Here is a 20,179-nt window from a genome sequence, read left to right on the forward strand (position 1 = left end):
TTTATTTTTAAGATAAAAATTATATCGATTTTAAAAAAATGTATGCTATAATCCTTATAAAGCTAACAAAATTTAAATCAGTCTTATAAGGAGAGCAAAATGGATTTAGAAAATATCCTAGAAAATAATCAAAGCATAGGTTTATATCACCCAAAGAACGAACACGATGCCTGTGGTATCGCTGCAGTTGCTAATATACGCGGTATTGCCTCTTATAAGGTTATTTGTGATGCTTTAGAAATTTTGATGAATCTTGAGCACCGAGGTGGTGCAGGAGCTGAAGAAAATTCAGGTGATGGGGCGGGGATTTTGATCCAAATTCCACATGATTTTTTTAAAACTCAAGAATTGGGTTTTGAACTTCCTAAAAAGGGTGATTATGCCGTAGCACAGATGTTTTTATCACCCAATACTGATGCAAAAGAAGAAGCAAAAGAAATATTTTTACAAGGTTTAAAGGATAAAAAACTTGAATTTTTAGGTTTTAGAGAAGTGCCTTTTAATCCTAGCGATATAGGTGCAAGTGCTTTAAAAGCTATGCCTTATTTTTTACAAGCCTTTGTGAAAAAACCAAGTAAAATAAGTGCAGGACTTGAGTTTGAAAGAGTGCTTTATAGTACGCGTCGCCTTATAGAAAAAAGAGCTATTAATGTGCCAAAATTTTATTTTTCAAGTTTTTCTTCACGCACCATAGTTTATAAAGGAATGCTTCTTTCAACTCAATTGAGCGATTTTTATCTTGATTTTAAAGATGTCAATATGAAATCAGCCATCGCTTTGGTGCATTCTCGCTTTTCGACTAATACCTTCCCAAGTTGGGAAAGAGCCCATCCAAACCGTTATATGGTGCATAATGGAGAGATTAATACCATACGCGGAAATGTTGATAGCATAAGAGCTAGAGAAGGCTTGATGCAAAGTGAGTATTTTGAAAATTTAGATGAAATTTTTCCTATCATAGCTAAGCCTAGCAGTGATTCTGCAATGTTTGATAATACTTTAGAATTTTTAGCTCTAAATGGTCGTACTTTAGAAGAAGCTTTTATGATGATGGTGCCAGAACCTTGGCATAAAAATGAAAATATGGAAAGCAAAAAGCGTGCTTTTTATGAATATCATTCTTTATTGATGGAGCCTTGGGACGGGCCTGCTGCTATAGTTTTTACTGATGGAGTGATTATGGGGGCGAGTTTGGATAGAAATGGTTTTCGTCCTTCAAGGTATTATCTTACAAAAGATGATATGCTCATACTTTCAAGTGAAACAGGGGCTTTAAAACTTGATGAAAAAAATATCAAAGCCAAAAAACGCTTAGAACCTGGAAAACTTTTACTCGTTGATACAGCAAGAGGTAGGGTTATAGCTGATAATGAAATCAAAGAGCATTATGCTAATGCCAAGCCTTATAAAAAATGGCTTAAAAATTTAGTTGAACTTGAAAAACAAAAAAGCGGAGTTTATAAACATCAGTTTTTAAAAGAAGATGAGGTTTTAAAACTCCAAAAAGCTTTTGGTTGGAGTTATGATGAGCTTAAAATGAGTGTGGCTGCTATGGCTCAAAATGGTAAAGAAGCTATAGCAGCTATGGGTGTAGATACTCCTTTGGCTATACTTTCTAAAACTTATCAACCTTTGTATAATTATTTTAAACAACTTTTTGCACAAGTAACTAATCCTCCTCTTGATGCCATAAGAGAAGAGATTGTTACTTCTACAAGGATTTATCTAGGAAGCGAAGGCAATTTATTAAAACCTGATGAAAACAATGCAAAACGCGTAAAAATAGCCTTGCCTGTGATAAGCAATGAAGAACTTTTTGAAGTTAAGGCTTTAAATAAATTTCAAGTTAAAGAATTTTCTATACTTTATGATTATTCTAAAAAAACTTTAGAAAAGGCTTTAGATGAGCTTTGCGTTAAGATAGAAGATGAGGTTAAAAAAGGTGTTTCTATTATCATTTTAAGCGATAAAGGAGTGGATGAAAAAAACGCTTATATCCCCGCTTTGCTTGCTGTTTCTGGAGTGCATAATCATCTAGTAAGAAAAAATTTAAGAACACACACAAGTCTTATTATCGAAAGTGGTGAACCTAGAGAAATTCATCATTTTGCATGTCTTTTAGGTTATGGTGCGACTGTTATTAATCCTTATTTGGTTTATGAGAGCATACAAAAACTCATTGCCAATAAAGATTTAAATTTAAGTTATGAAAAGGCGGTAGAAAATTTCATCAAGGCAAGTTCAAGTGGCATAGTCAAAATTGCTTCTAAAATGGGAGTTTCTACCTTGCAAAGTTATAATGGCTCTGCACTTTTTGAATGTCTGGGCTTAAGCTCTAAAGTGATTGATAAATACTTCACTTCTACAACTTCACGCATTGAAGGTATGGATTTAGAAGATTTTGAAAAAGAGCTCATTGCTTTACATAAACATGCTTTTAACGATACGCATAAGGCTTTAGATTCTAAAGGAATTCATGGTTTTAGAAGTGCTAAAGAAGAACATTTAATCGATCCACTTGTGATTTTTAATCTTCAGCAAGCCTGTCGCAACAAAGACTATAAAAGCTTTAAAAAATACTCGGCTTTAGTAGATGAAAAACAAGTTAATTTGCGTTCTTTGATGGAATTTGATTTTAGTGAAGCTATCAGTATAGATAAGGTTGAAAGTGTAGAAAGTATAGTTAAACGCTTTAGAACAGGAGCGATGAGTTATGGTTCTATTTCTAAAGAAGCACACGAGTGTTTAGCACAGGCTATGAATAAAATAGGTGCTAAATCAAATTCAGGTGAAGGTGGCGAGGATGAAGAACGCTATGAAATCAAAGAGGGTGTGGATAAAAACTCAGCCATTAAGCAAGTAGCAAGTGGGCGTTTTGGCGTGGATTTAAACTACTTAAGTCATGCAAAAGAAATTCAAATCAAAGTCGCTCAAGGTGCAAAACCAGGTGAGGGCGGACAATTAATGGGCTTTAAAGTCTATCCTTGGATAGCTAAGGCTAGACATTCTACTGCAGGTGTGACGCTTATTTCCCCACCTCCTCATCATGATATTTATTCTATTGAGGATTTGGCTCAACTCATTTATGATTTAAAACATGCGAACAAAGACGCTAAAATTTCAGTAAAACTTGTAAGCGAAAATGGCATAGGAACGGTTGCTGCAGGTGTGGCTAAGGCAGGCGCGAATTTAATCCTTGTTTCAGGTTATGATGGAGGTACGGGTGCAAGTCCTAGAACTTCTATACCGCATGCTGGAATTCCTTGGGAGTTAGGCTTAGCTGAAACGCATCAAACTTTGATCTTAAATAAGCTTAGAGATAGGGTAAGATTAGAAACTGATGGAAAGCTTATGAACGGGCGTGATTTAGCCATAGCAGCACTTTTAGGAGCTGAAGAATTTGGTTTTGCAACCGCGCCTTTGATTGTTTTAGGTTGTACAATGATGAGAGTTTGTCATCTAAATACCTGTCCTTTTGGTATAGCCACTCAAGATACAGAACTTAGAGATCGTTTCAAAGGCAAAGTAGATGATGTGATTAATTTCATGTATTTTATAGCTGAGGAGCTTAGAGAATACATGGCAAGGCTTGGTTTTGAACGCCTAGATGATATGATAGGTCGCGTGGATAAACTCCGCCAAAAAAGTGTGCAAGGTAAAGCAGGAAAGCTAAATTTAGATAAAATTTTAAAATCCTTGCCTACTTATAATAGAACCGCTGTGCATTTTAAAGATTATAAAGACAATAAACTTGAAAAAACGATTGATTATAGAATTTTACTACCACTTTGTAAAAATGCTGTGGAGAAAAAAGAGCCTATCAAACTTTCTTTAGAAGTAGGAAATCAAAGTCGTACTTTTGCAACTATGCTTTCAAGTGAAATTTTAAAAACTTATGGAAAAGATGCTTTAGATGAAGATAGCATCCATATCAAAGCTATAGGCAATGCAGGCAATAGCTTTGGAGCGTTTTTGTTAAAGGGCATTAGACTTGAGATTATAGGCGATAGCAATGATTATTTAGGAAAGGGTTTAAGTGGTGGCAAAATCATAGCAAAAATTTCAAATGAAGCCACTTTTTCACCTGAAGAAAATATAATCGCAGGAAATGCTTGTTTATACGGAGCTACAAAAGGTGAAGTGTATTTAGATGGTATAGCAGGGGAAAGATTTTGTGTAAGAAATTCAGGAGCTTTGGCTGTGGTTTTAGGAACAGGTGTGCATGGCTGTGAATATATGACAGGTGGGCAAGTTGTAGTTCTTGGAGATGTGGGTGCGAATTTCGCTGCTGGTATGAGTGGTGGCGTTGTTTATATCTTTGGAAGACACAATGAAGCTCATGTAAATACCGAGCTTGTGGATATTAAAGATCTTAATGCTAAGGATGAAAAAGAATTAAAAGCTGTGATAGAAAAACATATCGCTTATACAGATTCTAAAAAGGCTAAAGATATCTTAGAAAAATTCGATAAAAAAGACTTTTTTAAAGTCATGCCAAGAGATTATGAAAAGATGTTAAAAATGCTTGATCTTTGTAAAAATGAAAAAGATCCAAATTTAGCAGCATTTTTGAAAATCACACAATAAAATTTTAAAAGGAGAAATAATGATAAAAAAAGTAAAAGAAGTGTTAAATAATTCAATTTTTTTTATACCAAATTATCAAAGAGATTATGCTTGGGAAGAAAAAAATTTAGATGATTTGTGGGAAGATTTATTAGAGGCTGAACAAGCAGTAAGTGATCAAATGGGTCATTTTTTAGGAACTATAGTTGTATCTAAGAATTCTAAAAATCCAGAAATCTATGATATTATAGATGGGCAACAAAGAATTACAACAATTTTTATGTTACGGTATGCTTTAAATTTTAGAACGCAAAATTCTCAAAGAAATATTGTATATTTTTGTGATGATAATGATAATTTTAGACTTCAAGTTCAAGATGAAAATAAATTGTTTTTTAATGAAGTTCTAAAACAAGCAGAAAATAATAAAATTAATATAGAGTTAGAAAATAAGGCACAAACACAAGGACAGCAAAAACTTTATAAAGTCTTTAAAGCAATTTGGAGTTATGTTGCAAGTTTGGAATCTGATAAAGCTTTAAAATTATTTAATATCATTGGAAATATGTCTATAATGTGGCTAGAAGAGCAAGACTCTGGAAAAGCTATTAGAATGTTTCAAACAGTTAATGATAGAGGTATCCCACTTTTAATTTTAGACAAATTAAAATCTTTATTGATTTTATATTCAAATAAGTATTGTAAAGGGGAATTAGATGAGGTTATTAATGAAAGATTTGGAAAAATTTTTAAGATTAGCATGAATATTAAAAAGCATAAGACTATTCACTCTTTAGGTGATGTTCAATTTTATCAAGAATTAGAGGCAAGAATTTTTAATTATCATTCCTTAGGAGTGAAAGAAATTGCACATTATAGAAATAGTGCCAATATACATTATAATGAATTAAAGAGAGTGTTGAAAAATAAAGATAAAACTAAAGAAGAATTTAAAAAATGGTTAGACGATTATTCCAAAGACTTATTGCAATTTTTTGAAACTTTTTTAAAAATTCTTGAAAAGACACAAGATAATATTGAGATGTTTAAAATTTTTATGATACTAAAAATTAATCCTTATTTTTATTCTTCTCTTATTAGATTGGAAATGAATAATATATTAGATGATGAATGTTTAAGACTTTTTTCACAAGCAGAAATTATATTTTATTCCTTTGGACAAACTAATGATTCTACTGCTTTTAAACTTGGCGAGGTAACAGAATCAAAAGATGAATTTAAAAATAGAATTATTGATGATTGTAATAAATGTATAAAAAGAGCAGGTTATTATGATATAAATGAATTTATAAGCGAAATTAGTGAAGATAATTATGAATGGGGTAAATATTTTCACTATTTATTTTTAACATATAATAATGTTGGAATTGAAGAGTGTATGAAATTAATAGATGAAAAAATTTATGCTTTTACTATTGAACATATTATACCTCAAAATATAATAAATAATGGTCTATTAAAAAATTATAAATTTGAAAATGAAGATGATTTTAATAAACTAAAAAATACTTTTGGAAATTTAATTCCTTTAGAAAAAATTTTAAATAGCATTTGTAGCGATCGTAGTCTTTTAGATAAGAAAGAATACTATAAAAAATCAAAATTATCTTGTAATTTATCTTTTGCCAATGATGAAAATTTTTTAAATTTTGAAAAAAAACAAATTATTAAAAGAAATGAAGATTTTACTAAATGGGCTAGAAAATTTTTTGTAGATTTTTTGAAAATCACACAAAAATAAGGAGTAAAAATGGGAAATGCAAGAGGTTTTTTAGACTTTAAAAGAATGGATTTTAAAAAAATTGTTCCTAAGGAAAGGGTTTTAAATTTCAAAGAATTTACTATACCTTTGGATAAAAAAGAACAAGAAATTCAAGGTGGACGATGTATGGATTGTGGGGTAGCTTTTTGTCATACGGGTGTGATGAGCGAAGGAAAAGATGTGGGCTGTCCTTTAAACAATCTCATTCCTGAATGGAACGATCTTGTTTATCGTTCTTTATGGAAAGAAGCTTATGAAAGACTTGATCTTACCAATCCTTTTCCTGAATTTACCGGTCGTGTTTGCCCTGCTCCTTGTGAGGATTCTTGTGTGTGTGCGATAAATGGTGTTAGTGTGAGCATAAAAAATAATGAATTATCCATTATAGAAAATGCTTTTAAGGAAAATTTAGTAAGAGTAAATAAACCTAAGCAATACAATGGCAAAAAAATCGCTGTCATAGGAAGTGGGCCTGCTGGGCTTGCTTGTGCCAATACTTTAAATTCACTAAGTTATAAAGTAAGTGTTTTTGAAAGAAGCGATAAAATAGGCGGACTTTTGATGTATGGCATCCCTGATATGAAGCTTGATAAAAGTATAGTTCAAAGACGGGTGGATTTGCTTAAAAAAAGTGGGATTGAATTTAAAGTGAATGAAAATATAGACAGCAAAGATAAGGTTTCAAAACTTCTAAAAGAATTTGATGCTTTGGTGCTTTGTACAGGAGCAAGTAAGCCTATAGATCTTGATATAGAAGGTAGAAAGCTAAAAGGGGTTGAATTTGCTCTTGATTTTTTAACGCAAAATACCAAAACCTTGTTAAAAACAGGCAAGGGTGCAGATACGGCCAAAGGTAAAAATGTCTTGGTTATAGGAAGCGGGGATACAAGTGTGGATTGTATTGCTGTGGCGACAAGACAAGGGGCTAAATCTATAGTGCGTTTTGAAAGAAGTCCAAAAAGACCTTTGCAAAGAAGCCAAAACAATCCTTGGCCTTTAAAAGCTGACATTTTTACTACTGATTATGGTTTAGAAGAAGCCATTGCTGTATATGGCAAAGATCCTAGGGAATATCAAAAAATGACAAAGAAATTTTTAGGAAAAACTCGTGTAGAAGGTGTTGAAGCAAATGATTTAAAACGCGAGTTTAAAGAAGGCAAAGCTATAAATGTCGAAATTTCAAATTCTAAAAAAACTTATAAAGCAGATTTAGTGCTTTTAGCTATGGGTTTTAGCGGGTGCGAAGAAGCTATCTCTAAAAATTTTGGAGTGAAATTAGATGAGAAAAACAACATAAGCACAGAAAATTTCCAAACCACTCATAAAAAAATCTTTGCTTGTGGAGATGCTAGAAAAGGACAATCTTTAGTTGTTTGGGCTATAAAAGATGGTATAGAATGTGCTTTGAGTTTGCATCAAAATTTAGCAAAATAATCATAAAAGTTTAAAACTTTTTCGGTGGAGTTTGCAAATTCCAAATTTAGCTATAAATTCTTTATGAGCTTTTGTGCCATAGGCTTTGTTTTTTTCAAATTCATAACAAGGAAAGTCTTTAGCTAAGAAATTCATCACCCTATCTTTACTAACTTTTGCGAGTATGCTAGCTGCACTTACTTGCAAAATGCTAGTGTCGGCTTTGATTTGTGTTTTTATCCCGTTTATACCTAGGTTGGTGTTTCCATCATATAAGAAGTTATTTTCTGTTTTAAAATGCTTTTTTATAAGTTTTAAGCCTTTTTTTAAACAAGTGCTTAAGCCTAGTGCGTCGATTTGTTCTGAAGAAAAAGCAAGTATGAGATAGTTTGAATTTTTGATGATGATTTCATAAAGTTCTTCGCGTTTTTTTTCGCTTAGTTTTTTAGAATCACACAACCCATCAAGTTGTTTGTTCAGTTTGCAAGCTGCCATCATCATAGGACCTGCTAAAGCACCGCGTCCTGCTTCATCAATACCGATTAAATTTATATCAAATTCGTTTAAAAGTTCTTTTGTGTCAAATAAAGTTTTCAAATTTTTCTAAAAAGAAGGGCAAAAATGCCCTTTTATTCTACTGTGATATCATTTTTGATTTTTTCAAAAAGCTTATCACCTATGCCTTTAACTTTTTTAAGATCATCAATACTTGTAAAATTTGCTTCTTTACGGTATTCTAAAATCGCTTTAGCCTTAGCTTCGCCAATACCATTTAAACTTTTTAATTCTTTTAGCGTTGCAGTGTTGATATTTACAGCACCAAAGAGAAAAGCCGTTAAAGCAAAAAATAAAAATAGTAATTTTTTCATTTTCTTATCCTTTTATTAAAAAATAATTATAATATTATCTTAAAAAGGATAAGAATTTCTTAACTTAACCCAAAAATTCGCGTTTAAAATACTCTTTTGGTGCTTTACATAAAGGACAGGCTGCTGGAGCTTTTTTGCCACGATGTATATGTCCGCATACTTCACAAACCCATAATTCTTCTACTTCGCTATTAAAAAATTCTTCTTCTTCAAGCATTTTTTTAAGCGCTAGATATTCTCTTTCGTGTTCGATTTCTACTTTACCAATAGCTGTAAATAATCTTGCTATAGCCTTTTTACCTTCATCTTCAGCAATTTTTGCAAAATTTGGATACATAGTTGTGTGCTCATAGTTTTCACCTTCTGCAGCAGTTACTAGGTTTTTTGTAGTTACTTCTAAAGGTTTTCCATCAACGATTTCATGATAAGCTTTAAATTCTGCTCTTGCATGCCATTTTTCATTTTCAGCTGCTTCTCTAAAATGTCTAGCAACCGCATGCCAACCTTCTTCTTCAGCTACATCAGCAAATAAATCGTATTTGTTTCTCGCCATAGATTCGCCCGCAAAAGCTTTCATCAAATTTACTGCAGTTAAATCTGTAGTGATACATTTCATTTCTTCACCACAACAACTAAGCTTACCTCCACCTACATTTTGAACTTCTACTTCATTACCACATTTTTGGCATTTATAGGTTTCATATTGTCTCATTTTGACTCCTTTTTTGATTATCAAAAAGCATTGTATTATAAAAAAATATTTTTGTCAATTAATAATTTTTATCATTTATGAAAATGTATATCAAAATAAATTTCACAAAAATTAAGCTTTGCTAAATATAATTTTAAAAAATTATTATCAGGAGTTACAATGAGAAGCGATGCGATAAAAAAAGGACATTTAAAAGCACCTAATCGTTCTTTACTTCGTGCTTGTGGTTTGAAAGATGAAGATTTTGACAAACCTTTTATAGGTGTAGCAAATAGCTATATAGATATAATCCCAGGGCATTATTTTTTAAATGATTATGCTAAAATCATTAAAGATGAGATACGCAAAAATGGTTGTGTGCCTTTTGAGTTTAATACCATAGGTGTAGATGATGGTATAGCTATGGGACATGAAGGTATGCTTTATTCTTTACCAAGTCGTGAAATCATCGCAAATTCCATTGAAACAGTGATGAATGCTCATCAACTTGATGCTTTAATCTGCATCCCAAACTGCGATAAAATCACTCCTGGTATGTTAATGGGAGCTTTAAGAGTAAATGTTCCAACCATTTTTGTAAGTGGTGGGCCTATGGCTTCAGGGGTAACTAAAAAAGGAGAAAAGATTAGTCTTAGCTCTGTTTTTGAAGCTGTAGGGGCTTATGAAGCCAAAAAAATTAGCGAAGAAGAATTTAAAGATATAGAATGTTCAGCCTGTCCAAGTGGTGGATCTTGCTCGGGAATGTTTACAGCAAATTCTATGAATACCTTATGCGAAGCTATGGGTATAGCACTAGAAGGTAATGGAACCATCTTAGCTTTAAGCAAAGAAAGAGAAGAGCTTTTAAGAAAAGCAGTGCGTCGTATTTGTGAAATCGCCTTAGATGAGCGTTTTAAAATTCGCAATATCATCACTCAAAAAGCCGTGCGTAATGCTATGGTAGTAGATATGGCAATGGGTGGAAGTAGCAATACTGTTTTACACATGCTTGCCATTTCGCGTGAAGCAGGGGTGGCACTAGATATTAAAGATTTAAATTTCATCTCAAGCAAAGTTGCACACATAGCAAAAATAGCCCCGTCGCTAAATAGTGTTTATATGGATGATATCCACAAAGCAGGCGGTGTGAGTGCAGTTATGGCTGAAATTTCAAGCAGACAAGGACATATTTTAGAACTTGATGCACTGACCATTACAGGAGAAAGTCTCAAAGAACGCTTAAAAAATGCCAAAATCAAAGATGAAAATATCATTCGTAAAGTAGATAATGCTTACTCAAAAGTAGGTGGGCTTGCCATTTTGTTTGGAAATTTAGCCGAGCAAGGTTGCGTTATAAAAACCGCAGGAATAATCGGAGAAAGAAAATTTAAAGGCAAAGCTGTTTGTTTTAACTCTCAAGATGAAGCTATAAAAGGCATTATCAAAGGCAAGGTGCAAAAAGGAAATGTTTGTGTAATACGCTATGAAGGTCCAAAAGGGGGTCCTGGTATGCAAGAAATGTTAAGTCCTACTTCACTTTTAATGGGTATGGGTTTAGGTGCTGATGTAGCTTTAATCACCGATGGTCGTTTTAGCGGGGCTACAAGGGGTTTAAGCGTTGGTCATATTTCCCCTGAAGCAGCTGAAGGTGGTCTTATAGGACTTTTAAAAGATGGAGATGAAATAGAAATTGATGTAGATGCTTATACTATCCATGCAAATGTAAGTGAAGAAGAAATTGCTAAACGTAAAAAAGAATTTGCATTGCCTCAAAAAGAGGTGTCTTCAAGATGGCTTAGAATGTATCAAAAACTTGTTAGCAATGCTAGTAAAGGTGCGGTTTTAGATATGGAATGAAAGGTTTCCTTTCATTCTTCTATTTCTTTGGTTATACGATTTCTTATATCTCTACGAACTATTTCCATGCCCCACAGCCAAACAATATGGCCAAAAATTTCAGACAGGTGTTCATCAAAAGGAATTTCAGAAAGTGGTGGAACTTCTGCAATTAAAGGCATTACAATAACATGGGCAAAAAGATAAACAAAAAATCCAAAAACTGCACCTTTCAGTAGGTAAGCCTAGTTGTTCTAGAAAAATTTTAGGTGGAGTAACACGTTCTAAAGCATCTGCTGGTCAAAAAACATTGGGATTTCTTGGAGGAAAAGGTACTTCCCAACCCCATTTAACAATAGCTCCGAAAATACCCGCTAATATACCTATAAAAAAGGCTAAAGTATAGCGCTTTTGAAAGTATTTTTTCATAATAACTCCTTTATATTTTATACAAAATAAAATTTGAAATTATAATATTTTTATTTAAAACATATTGAAAATAGTAGTATAAAAATCTTATTTAAATTTTAAAATACTCTCTTAAACTTTCACAAATTTCAAAAAAATTCACCCCATCTATGGTAGGATTTTCTTTAAAAAACTCATACATTCCTAAAAAACCACTTTCAAGTTCTTTAGACTTTACACCATAACTTATACTAAGTCCTGCTTCTATATAAGCAGCAATTTTATCGCAGTATTTAAGCGCCTTACCATCTATAGCACCAAATTCATTTTCATTAAAAGAGCTTAAACTTCCGCTGCAAAGCTCGATTTTAGCATTTTTATAAGTGCGATTTTCAAACTCATTTTTTACAAAATTTGACTCACCGTTTCTACCTTCTCTAATGCCTAAAATATAAGAAAACTCAGCCCTTAAACCCTCAGGTACAAAGGGTAAAATTCTTTCATTAATAAGTTTCATTTCATAATCATTTATGATATCATGAAGTCCATCAATGCCGTATTTTACAGGGCTGATAATATCACGTGTTAAAGACTCTGGCAAATCATGAAACAAAGCACAATAAAAATTATTCTCAAGTCTTTTATCGCAAGCCTTGATTTTTAGTGAGTAAAAATATCCTAAAATCGCCACCACAAGCATATGTCCTAAAACCGCGGTTTCTGGTATGCGTGGAGTTTGAGCCCAACGTTTTTGAAAGCGAAGTCTTCCGCTAAGATCAATAATTTTGGCTATTTTTTGATTTAAAGCAATTTTTCTAGCTCCTATAAGCTCATAGTAATCTTCTAATTCTTCTTCAACTTTGTTTTTAATCTCATCAATATCATTTAAAAAAGCTGAGGTTTGATAAACTATGTTAAATTCCCATCTTGTAGCAAAATATGAAGCTGCTTTTAAGATAAGTCTTTCTTTAGCATAAGCATTACCGTTTAAATACGCTTCAAAACGCTTTAGAAATTCCCCATCTTCTATATCTTCTATCATAGGTTCGATTTTGCTTAAAACCCAAGCATTAACTTCAGCTTTTTTTTGACGCACGATTTCATGATACACATCAGGGCGTATATCAGTTACCACAACACGACTTAAAAACTCAAAAATTCCCCCTTCTATAATCACTCTCATATCCACATCTTTTTCCATTTTAGCGATAAAATATGCGATGATGAATTTATGAGCTTGTTTGTCAAGTTCAACCAAATTTGCCATTCTTGGATAATCATTCCAACGACTGATAGAAGCGGCTTTAAAAATGTGTTCTATGAGTTTTATGTTTATCATGCTTTTGCCTTTTTTGCAATTTAAATTTAAAAATTTTCGTTAAAATTGTGAAATTATAGCAAATTTAAGGATAAAAATGAGTAAAAAAGCACTTTGTATCATAAGTGGCGGTATGGATAGTACTTTGTGTGCTTATCTGGCCAAAAAAGAAGGTTATGAAATCATCGCTTTGCATTTTGACTATGAACAACGCACTCAAGAAAAAGAAAAAGAATGTTTTAAGCAAATTTGCAAGGCTTTAAAAGTAGAAAAATCTTATATTTTAGATGTGAGTTTTATCAAAGATATAGGGGGCAATGCCTTAACCGATAAAAGTATAGACATCCCTAAAAATGAGCTTTGTACAAGCGATACTCCACCTATCACTTATGTGCCTTTTCGCAATGGAATTTTCTTAAGTATAGCAGGATCTTTGGCTGAAAAGGAAAATTGTGAGAGTATTTTTATAGGGGTGGTAGAAGAAGATGGCAGTGGTTATCCTGACTGTACTGATGAGTTTATACAAAAGGCACAAGAATTTATCAATGAAGGTACGAGTAAGAATTTCAAAGTTTGTATAAAAACTCCGCTTGTTAGACTAAACAAAGCTAAAATTGTAGAACTAGCCTTAAAAGAAAATGTACCTTTAGAACTTACTTGGTCTTGTTATGAGAGTGAAGATGAAGCTTGTGGGGAGTGCGATAGTTGTTTGCTTCGTTTAAGAGGTTTTGAAAAAGCAGGATTTAAAGATAAGATTAAATATAAGTCCTAGTTTTCACTAGGACTTAAAGCTTAGTTTAAAGTATAAAGCTTGTTTGCTCCATCTTGATAAGAAAGAATATTGATTTTTCCATCTTTAAAGAAAATGCTTCTAGCATTAGTGATAGAGCTTGGGAAAGCGATAGTTTTCACTACTTCTTCTTTGACTGGATCAATTACGGCAATCACATTGTGATTTTTGCTAAGTGCATAAATTTCCCCATCTTTAAAAGTCATAGAAGTTACATAAAGATCGCCTAAAGTTTTACCTTCTTTAAGATTTGCTTTTGGAGTAAATTCTCCTGAAAGAACACGATCTTTTAAAGAAACTTTAGAGATTACAAAAGTTTTAGCGTCTTTGTTGTTTGGAACAGTTGCAAGATAAAGATAATTTCCATCTGTAGTCATACTTGCCACATGGTTAAATTTTGCTCTTACGGTATCAAGTCTTCCGCGACCTAAACTTTCGCCTTGACCTTTAAATTTATCATTGCCTTTTACAAAGTCAGCGTATTGTTTAGCGATATCTTCTTCACTTGCATTAGGATTTTTTGCAAATCTTAAGAAAGATTTGTTTGAGCCCATAAGAATGAATTTATCGTTCATATAAGGTATGATACCGATGATTGGATCAATAGTAGCTGAAAAATAAGGATCAAGTTCAAAACCTTCTTTAACGCTAAAATTATTATCTAAGAAAGCTACATCCCATTTAGAACTTGCTACAAATTCGTTATTGATATAATCAAGAGTATTGATGGCTTTGTCAAAATTTATGGTTTGTTCATTTGTGATTTTAAGCTCATCATTGATTTTTGCAAATGGAGCATTGTTGATATCATTATCAAATTTTATGCCAAGTTTTTCACTTGCAGGTGCAAAAGCATAATCAGGAGCTTTAACATCGCGTTTTCCTAAGAAAGAAATATTTTGCCATAAACCATTCCAACCTTCTTTACTCCAAATGATGTATTTTGGATTTAAACTAAATCTTACAGGATCGCCTTGTCCTACATAAGGAGGAATACCTGTGCTAACAAAGGCTTGGAAAACATTTGATGCTACGATGATAGCACTGATTAAAACTGCTGCAAAGCTAAATTTAGTATATTTTCTAAACTTTTCTCCATTTAGTTCAGCTTCAAAAGCATTAAATTTAGGAGCAAAAGCAAAAATCACACCTAAGAGCAATACAACAGCCCAAAATACTACTTCAGCCCAAAAATAAGTATGGATACCAAAAACTGCTAAACCAAAACCTTGATCTAAATCTCTATGAGCGTGATTACCATAGTGAGCAAAAGATTGATAAAGCCCTACTGCTGTCATGATTAAAAGAGCAGCAAGGTATTTACCTTTCATACCATAACGAACAATGAAAAGCGCCATTACACCGATAAAGATCATTGCTTCTCTTTGTCCCCAGCAAAGCGTGCAAGGACTATCGCCCAACATATAACCAAATATCAAATTTGCAATACCTACAGGCAAGAGTATAATCAAAAAGCCTGCTAAACACATTAGTGTGTAGAAATTTTTTGTTTTATTGATTTCGTTCATTTAGCCCTTCCTTACAGATTCATTATTGTTAATAGTGCGCCTGTTTTGTGGCCAACATAGAAAAAAACCATTAAAAGCCAAGCTACCATTACCAAACCAAAAGCCAAATTTTCTTTTTCTGGTTTTTTGATAATCAGTATCAAGGCGATTAAAACTAATAAAAGTTCAAGAAACTCCATAGTATCTCCTTTGAAATAAAAACTGCTAATTTTACTTGAAAAACATAAATTAAAAATAAAATTTTTATTGAAATTTCACGTTAAGTTAAATTAACGTGAAAAAAGTTACTGAAAGCTACTTAATTTTTCGGAGAGTTTAGAGGCACCATTTAGAACATTTTGAGAGATATTATTGATTTCACATGATAAATCTTTAACAGAATTTGCAAGTTCGTTAACTTTATCTATATTTGTTCCTAAGATAAGCATTTTATCTTTTACTTCCATGCTTTTATCTTTCATGGTTTGGGTTGATTCTATAGAGCTTTCCAATTTATGCATAGAATTTACAAGTTCTTGTTGTAAATCATTGGTTTTTGAAGAGGTTTCTTTCATAGAATCATGGATAAGATCCATTAAGGCTTTGTTGTCATTGATTTGTTGGACTATAGTATTAACAGTAGCATTGATGTTTAAAAGAGATTTACTTGTTTTATCAGCAAGCTGTCCAACTTCATCGGCTACAACAGCAAATCCACGCCCATGTTCGCCTGCTCTTGCAGCTTCGATAGCTGCATTTAGGGCAAGTAAATTAGTTTGATCAGCTATGTCTTTAATGGAGTTTGTGATTTCTATAATATTATCCGCACTTTGGGTTAGATTGTCCATATTGGCTACTATATTTTGTTCTTTTTCATTGTTTTCATTTATTAAATTTACAAGTTCAGATAGAGTAAGTTCTACTTTATCCATTAGTATGTGCATATCTTGCATATTTTCTATACTTTCTTGTGCTAAATTTCCCGCAAGATTGATATGATCATCTAAAACATGAGTGATTTCTTTAACTCCTTGAATTTGTTCATGTTGCGAATTAGAGCTGTTTTCAAGCATCATAGAGTTGTTTTTGAGTTTTTGTGAATTTTGATGACTTGATTTAGCATTTTCTATGGCTTCTATGATTGAGTTTTGAACGGTGGAAATAAATGAATTAATATATTGAGCACTTTGTCCAAGCTCACTTTTTGGATCTATATTTAAACGAGAGTGTAGATTGGCTTCTTTGCTAGCTAAATTAGCGCTTAGTTTTTCTAAAGTATGAATTGGCATGATGACTTTTTTTAGTGTTAATAAAATAAAAAATACAAATAATACAAGAGTGATTCCAAATACTGCTAAAGCGATATAAAATTTAAATAAATTAGATTGTTCTATAGTATTTTGGGTAAAAGTGTTAAGTTGTTTTAACTCTTTCATGAGAGAATTATTCTCATAAATAGAAGAATTATCTTGCATAATAGAAATTTGCTTTACAATCATTTTATAGTGTTTTAAAAAAAGTTGTAAATTTTCACTTTTTGTATCATTTTTGATTTCTTTCATAAGATTGTTGAGTTGATTTAGTGTTGTTTTTTGTAAAATATTTTCAGTTGAAAGAACGCTTAACATAGAACTCATTGTTTTATAGTTGTTTTTATTTGTTTCATGGTTTTGTTCCAATTCTTCAAAATAATTTTTAGCTAGTTCAAATAAATAAAGTTTTGAATTTACTGCTATGGAATTTGCGGATTTAAAATAATTAAGCTGGATTAGTTTGGCATTAAAAATTTCTTCTGCTTTGTTTATGTCAATCCCAAAAGTTTTAAGTTTTGTAAAGTTTTCTTGCATTTTTTTTATTGCTTGCACACTTGGATCGTAGTTGATAAAATTAAAACTATTTTGAAAAATAGAATTGATTTTTTCATCTGAAATTTCTAGTTGCTGAACTATGTTTATCAAGTCTTTGTTATTTTTAGATGAAGAATAGTTATTAAAAATAATAGCCAATAAAACAAGAATGAAAGTCAAAACTAGTATAGATAAGATAATAAATTTTATCAAAAATGAACTTTTTTTATTTGTCATGATATTCTCCTGTTAAGCTTTCTAAGAATGCAACTATATTGTCAACTGTTTCTTGATCTAAAAATTTTCCTAGTTGATAGTAAGCCATAAACTGAACACAAGCATCTAAAGTAGGTATAGAACCATCATGAAAATAAGGCGCGGTTTTGGCTATATTTCTAAGACTAGGAACCTTAAATACCATTTTATCAGCTTCTCTTTTTGTGATTTCATAACGCCCTAAATCTTCTTGGTTTGGGTATTCTTCAAAAATACCGATTTTTTGAAACATATTCCCGCCTATATTTTGACCTTGATGACAAGAGATGCAGCCATTAGCTTTAAAATCTTCGTAACCTTTTTTAGCTTGAGTTGAAATAGCATTTTGATCCCCGCTAAGATAGCGATCAAAAGGAGAATTTGGGGTGATCAAGGTTTTTTCAAATTCGGCGATTGCAAGAGCTATGTTTTCTACCGTAACTTCTCCATAAAGTTTTTTAAAAGTTTTTACATAATTTTCATTTGAATTAACTTTTTGTAAAAGAAGTTCAGGACTTAGCCCCATTTCTTTTGGATTGAAAAAAGGTCCCATAGCTTGTTCTGTTAAATCTTTAGCTCTGCCATTCCAAAATTGCACAAAATTAAACACAGAATTAAAGGTTGTAGGAGTGTTAAAGGGTTTATCGAGTTGATTATCAACTCCTATTGAAAATTCAAGCCCATCAACACCGTGTTGATCAAGCCTATGGCAAGTATTGCATGAAACTTTTCCATCTTTAGATAAACTTTTATCCATATAAAGACTTTTTCCAAGTTCAGCTTTTTCTTTATCATAAGAGATGGAATTTGGAATAGGGGTTATCATATCTACTGCAAAGACTATATTTGCATAAGATAAACATAAAATCATTATTATTTTTTTCATGATAAATTTCTGCCTTAATTTAAGTTTTTAAAATGCCATTATAGTATAATTTTAGTAAATTATTTAATAATTGATATTTTTTATTTTATTACAAAGTTCTCCTAAATTTTCTATAACGCAACGTACTTTATCTCCTGATTTTAAAAAAGTAGGTGGATTTAACCCCATACCTACTCCACTAGGAGTTCCCATAGATATAATACTTCCAGCTTTTAAAAGCATGCCTGCACTAAGTTCTTCTAAGACATAAGCAATATCAAAAATAAACAATTGAGTGTTAGAGTTTTGGCGTAGTTCATCATTGACATAGCTTTGAAGTTGGAGTTTAGGAGGATAAGAAATTTCATCTACGCTTGTGATATAAGGTCCCATTATAGTGCTACCTTCAAGACTTTTTGCTCGGTAGAATTGTTTGTGGCGTTTTTGAAGTTCGCGAGCTGAAATTTCATTGATAATAGTATAGCCAAAGATATAATCTTTTGCATCTTTAGCTTTGATTTTATAAGCATCTTTACTTAAAATAAATGCAAGCTCACATTCATAATCAAGCTGAGAAGTTACATCTGCATGTAAAGGTATATCGCCAAAAGGTGGCGTAGCTTGATTGCAACGTTTTCCAAAATATACAGGATATTCTCTTTCTTCAAATTTTTCACCCTTAAATTTGGCAGATTCTTTGGCATGATCTAAAAAATTAATCCCAAGACATATAATATCTTGACGAGGTTCTATAATAGGGGCTAGATAATTTTCTTGTGGAATTTCATAGGCTATTTTAGAATCCAAGTCTGTAAGTTTGTGTTTAAATTTATCAAAATGGATAATAAATTCATTCATATCGTTAGTTTCAATGCCAAGATCATCAAAACTTACAATTTTTCCACTAGAATTTAGTACTCCTAGATTGGGTTTTTGACCCTGTATAAAATTAACAAATTTCATTTGGAAAATCTCGCTTTTTTATTTAATTATACTTAAAGTTTTAGCAAGAATTATTTTTTGTTTTAAAATTTGGTAAAAAAGTGATTGATTGTAGCGTAGTGAAACATCATTTTATTTTATAGAATTGTTGAAAATTTCTTTTATGTTTATTTTTGAGTTGATATTAAAATTTTGATTTTTATATTGAAATTTCAAACGATAAGAATGCAAACACAAACGCAAGGCACCTGTAAGTTTTAAGCGTTCTTTGGGGGTTAATTTTTCATCTAAAATACTTTCGATTTGTTCTTTGCTAAGCCCATAAAGTGGATCGCCTAAAATGGTATGATTTTTATAGTGTAAATGCACTCTTATTTGGTGTTGTCTGCCTGTTAAGGGTTTGCAGAGTAAAAGAGTAGCGTTGATTTTAGGAAAGTACTCTAAAATTTCAAACTCAGTGATAGCTTGTTTTCCTTCCTTACAAATTTGCATCCTTGTTTTTACATCATCGTAGTTTTTGGCTAAATTTATGGCTTTATCAATTATAAAATTTTCTTCTATTTTTCCGTTAGCTAGAGCAAGGTATTCTTTTTGAACCAGTTTTTTTTCAAACAAAGCTTTAAGATCAATTTGAGCTTTTTTATTTTTGGCTACAAGTATAAGTCCGCTCGTTTCTTTATCAAGTCTGTGTGCTACGCAAGCTTCTTTTCCCCAAAGATGCCAAATTTCATCACTAAGACTGTATTTACAATGTCTACCATTTGGATGACTTAAGATCCCACTTTCTTTTTCAAGTATGGCCAAGTCTTCATTTTCAAAGACAATTTCTACTCCTTTGGGATTGTTTTCATAGACTATAAGCTCTACTAAACCATTTAAAATTTCATTCTTTTCTTCTACTAAAATTCCATCGCAAAAAAGTCTTTTTTTGTCTATGAGTTTTTGTGCTTCATTTATGCTAATTTTTAAATTTTCCATAAGGACTTGAAATGCCTTTTTTCCATTATTTGAGAGTTTTATTTTTATGTAAGCCATTTAATAACTTTCTTAGGATAATTTGATATAATTTCTGTTTTTTAAAATATAAA

The 20,179-nt window shown here is 31.8% G+C and carries 15 protein-coding genes and 1 pseudogene; 5 read left to right on the forward strand and 11 right to left on the reverse strand.

All coding sequences use genetic code 11. The features are described 5' to 3' along the window. The first annotated feature begins 99 nt into the window (after positions 1–99). Genes gltB through AJ889_RS01925 form a run of 3 tightly spaced genes read left to right on the forward strand, consistent with a single transcriptional unit; the run spans position 100 to position 7,783 of the window. Positions 100–4,587, forward strand: a complete 4,488-nt coding sequence (gene gltB, locus AJ889_RS01915; RefSeq protein ID WP_052775793.1) for a glutamate synthase large subunit — start codon at positions 100–102, stop codon at positions 4,585–4,587. Positions 4,588–4,606: 19 nt separating this feature from the next. Further along, positions 4,607–6,328, forward strand: a complete 1,722-nt coding sequence (locus tag AJ889_RS01920) for a DUF262 domain-containing protein (RefSeq protein ID WP_002868987.1) — start codon at positions 4,607–4,609, stop codon at positions 6,326–6,328. A 9-nt stretch (positions 6,329–6,337) separates the two neighbouring features. Continuing rightward, complete coding sequence (locus AJ889_RS01925; protein WP_052775792.1) at positions 6,338–7,783, forward strand: glutamate synthase subunit beta; 1,446 nt, start codon at positions 6,338–6,340, stop codon at positions 7,781–7,783. Here AJ889_RS01925 and AJ889_RS01930 read toward each other — a convergent pair whose 3' ends face one another. From AJ889_RS01930 to AJ889_RS01940, 3 genes are all read right to left on the reverse strand, one after another. Further along, a complete protein-coding gene (locus AJ889_RS01930; protein ID WP_002853153.1) occupies positions 7,784–8,359 on the reverse strand; it encodes a ribonuclease HII in 576 nt (191 codons plus the stop codon). Positions 8,360–8,391: 32 nt separating this feature from the next. Further along, positions 8,392–8,631, reverse strand: a complete 240-nt coding sequence (locus tag AJ889_RS01935) for a ComEA family DNA-binding protein (protein ID WP_002855574.1) — start codon at positions 8,629–8,631, stop codon at positions 8,392–8,394. A 64-nt stretch (positions 8,632–8,695) separates the two neighbouring features. Continuing rightward, positions 8,696–9,343 (reverse strand): ferritin family protein, encoded by a 648-nt coding sequence (locus AJ889_RS01940; RefSeq protein ID WP_002853081.1) that lies wholly within the window; start codon positions 9,341–9,343, stop codon positions 8,696–8,698. A 159-nt stretch (positions 9,344–9,502) separates the two neighbouring features. Here AJ889_RS01940 and ilvD point away from each other — a divergent pair, with 159 nt between their 5' ends. After that, the gene (gene ilvD, locus AJ889_RS01945) at positions 9,503–11,179 is read left to right on the forward strand and encodes a dihydroxy-acid dehydratase (protein WP_070293218.1); all 1,677 of its coding nucleotides are present in this window, start codon (positions 9,503–9,505) and stop codon (positions 11,177–11,179) included. Positions 11,180–11,190: 11 nt separating this feature from the next. Here ilvD and AJ889_RS01950 read toward each other — a convergent pair. Together AJ889_RS01950 and AJ889_RS01955 are read right to left on the reverse strand one after the other, a co-directional pair. Continuing rightward, positions 11,191–11,587, reverse strand: a pseudogene (locus AJ889_RS01950) (DUF1440 domain-containing protein). A 91-nt stretch (positions 11,588–11,678) separates the two neighbouring features. Continuing rightward, complete coding sequence (locus tag AJ889_RS01955; protein WP_002855588.1) at positions 11,679–12,905, reverse strand: HD domain-containing protein; 1,227 nt, start codon at positions 12,903–12,905, stop codon at positions 11,679–11,681. Between the two features lie 76 nt (positions 12,906–12,981). Here AJ889_RS01955 and queC point away from each other — a divergent pair, with 76 nt between their 5' ends. Then, positions 12,982–13,656: a 7-cyano-7-deazaguanine synthase QueC gene (queC, locus tag AJ889_RS01960; protein ID WP_002779268.1), complete on the forward strand. Its 675-nt coding sequence runs from the start codon at positions 12,982–12,984 to the stop codon at positions 13,654–13,656. A gap of 20 nt (positions 13,657–13,676) precedes the next feature. Here the strand turns inward: queC and dsbI are convergent, their stop codons facing one another. The 6 genes from dsbI to AJ889_RS01990 all read right to left on the reverse strand — a co-directional run bounded on the left by dsbI (position 13,677) and on the right by AJ889_RS01990 (position 20,126). Beyond that, positions 13,677–15,203 (reverse strand): disulfide bond formation protein DsbI, encoded by a 1,527-nt coding sequence (gene dsbI, locus AJ889_RS01965; protein ID WP_002859731.1) that lies wholly within the window; start codon positions 15,201–15,203, stop codon positions 13,677–13,679. A gap of 11 nt (positions 15,204–15,214) precedes the next feature. After that, positions 15,215–15,382, reverse strand: a complete 168-nt coding sequence (gene dba, locus AJ889_RS01970) for a disulfide bond formation protein Dba (RefSeq protein WP_002779270.1) — start codon at positions 15,380–15,382, stop codon at positions 15,215–15,217. Between the two features lie 105 nt (positions 15,383–15,487). Beyond that, complete coding sequence (locus AJ889_RS01975; protein ID WP_002853148.1) at positions 15,488–17,266, reverse strand: methyl-accepting chemotaxis protein; 1,779 nt, start codon at positions 17,264–17,266, stop codon at positions 15,488–15,490. After that, positions 17,256–18,170 carry a cytochrome-c peroxidase gene (locus AJ889_RS01980; protein ID WP_002860155.1) on the reverse strand — a complete coding sequence of 305 codons (915 nt, stop codon included), beginning with the start codon at positions 18,168–18,170 and terminating at the stop codon, positions 17,256–17,258. Before AJ889_RS01980 ends, AJ889_RS01975 begins: the two co-directional genes overlap by 11 nt. 63 nt (positions 18,171–18,233) lie before the next feature. After that, complete coding sequence (locus AJ889_RS01985; protein ID WP_002857697.1) at positions 18,234–19,112, reverse strand: fumarylacetoacetate hydrolase family protein; 879 nt, start codon at positions 19,110–19,112, stop codon at positions 18,234–18,236. Positions 19,113–19,223: 111 nt separating this feature from the next. After that, positions 19,224–20,126: an RluA family pseudouridine synthase gene (locus tag AJ889_RS01990; RefSeq protein ID WP_002860156.1), complete on the reverse strand. Its 903-nt coding sequence runs from the start codon at positions 20,124–20,126 to the stop codon at positions 19,224–19,226. Positions 20,127–20,179 lie beyond the last annotated feature (53 nt).

Origin of the sequence: Campylobacter sp. BCW_6468 (genome assembly GCF_001762865.1) — a bacterium.
Lineage (GTDB): Bacteria > Campylobacterota > Campylobacteria > Campylobacterales > Campylobacteraceae > Campylobacter_D > Campylobacter_D jejuni.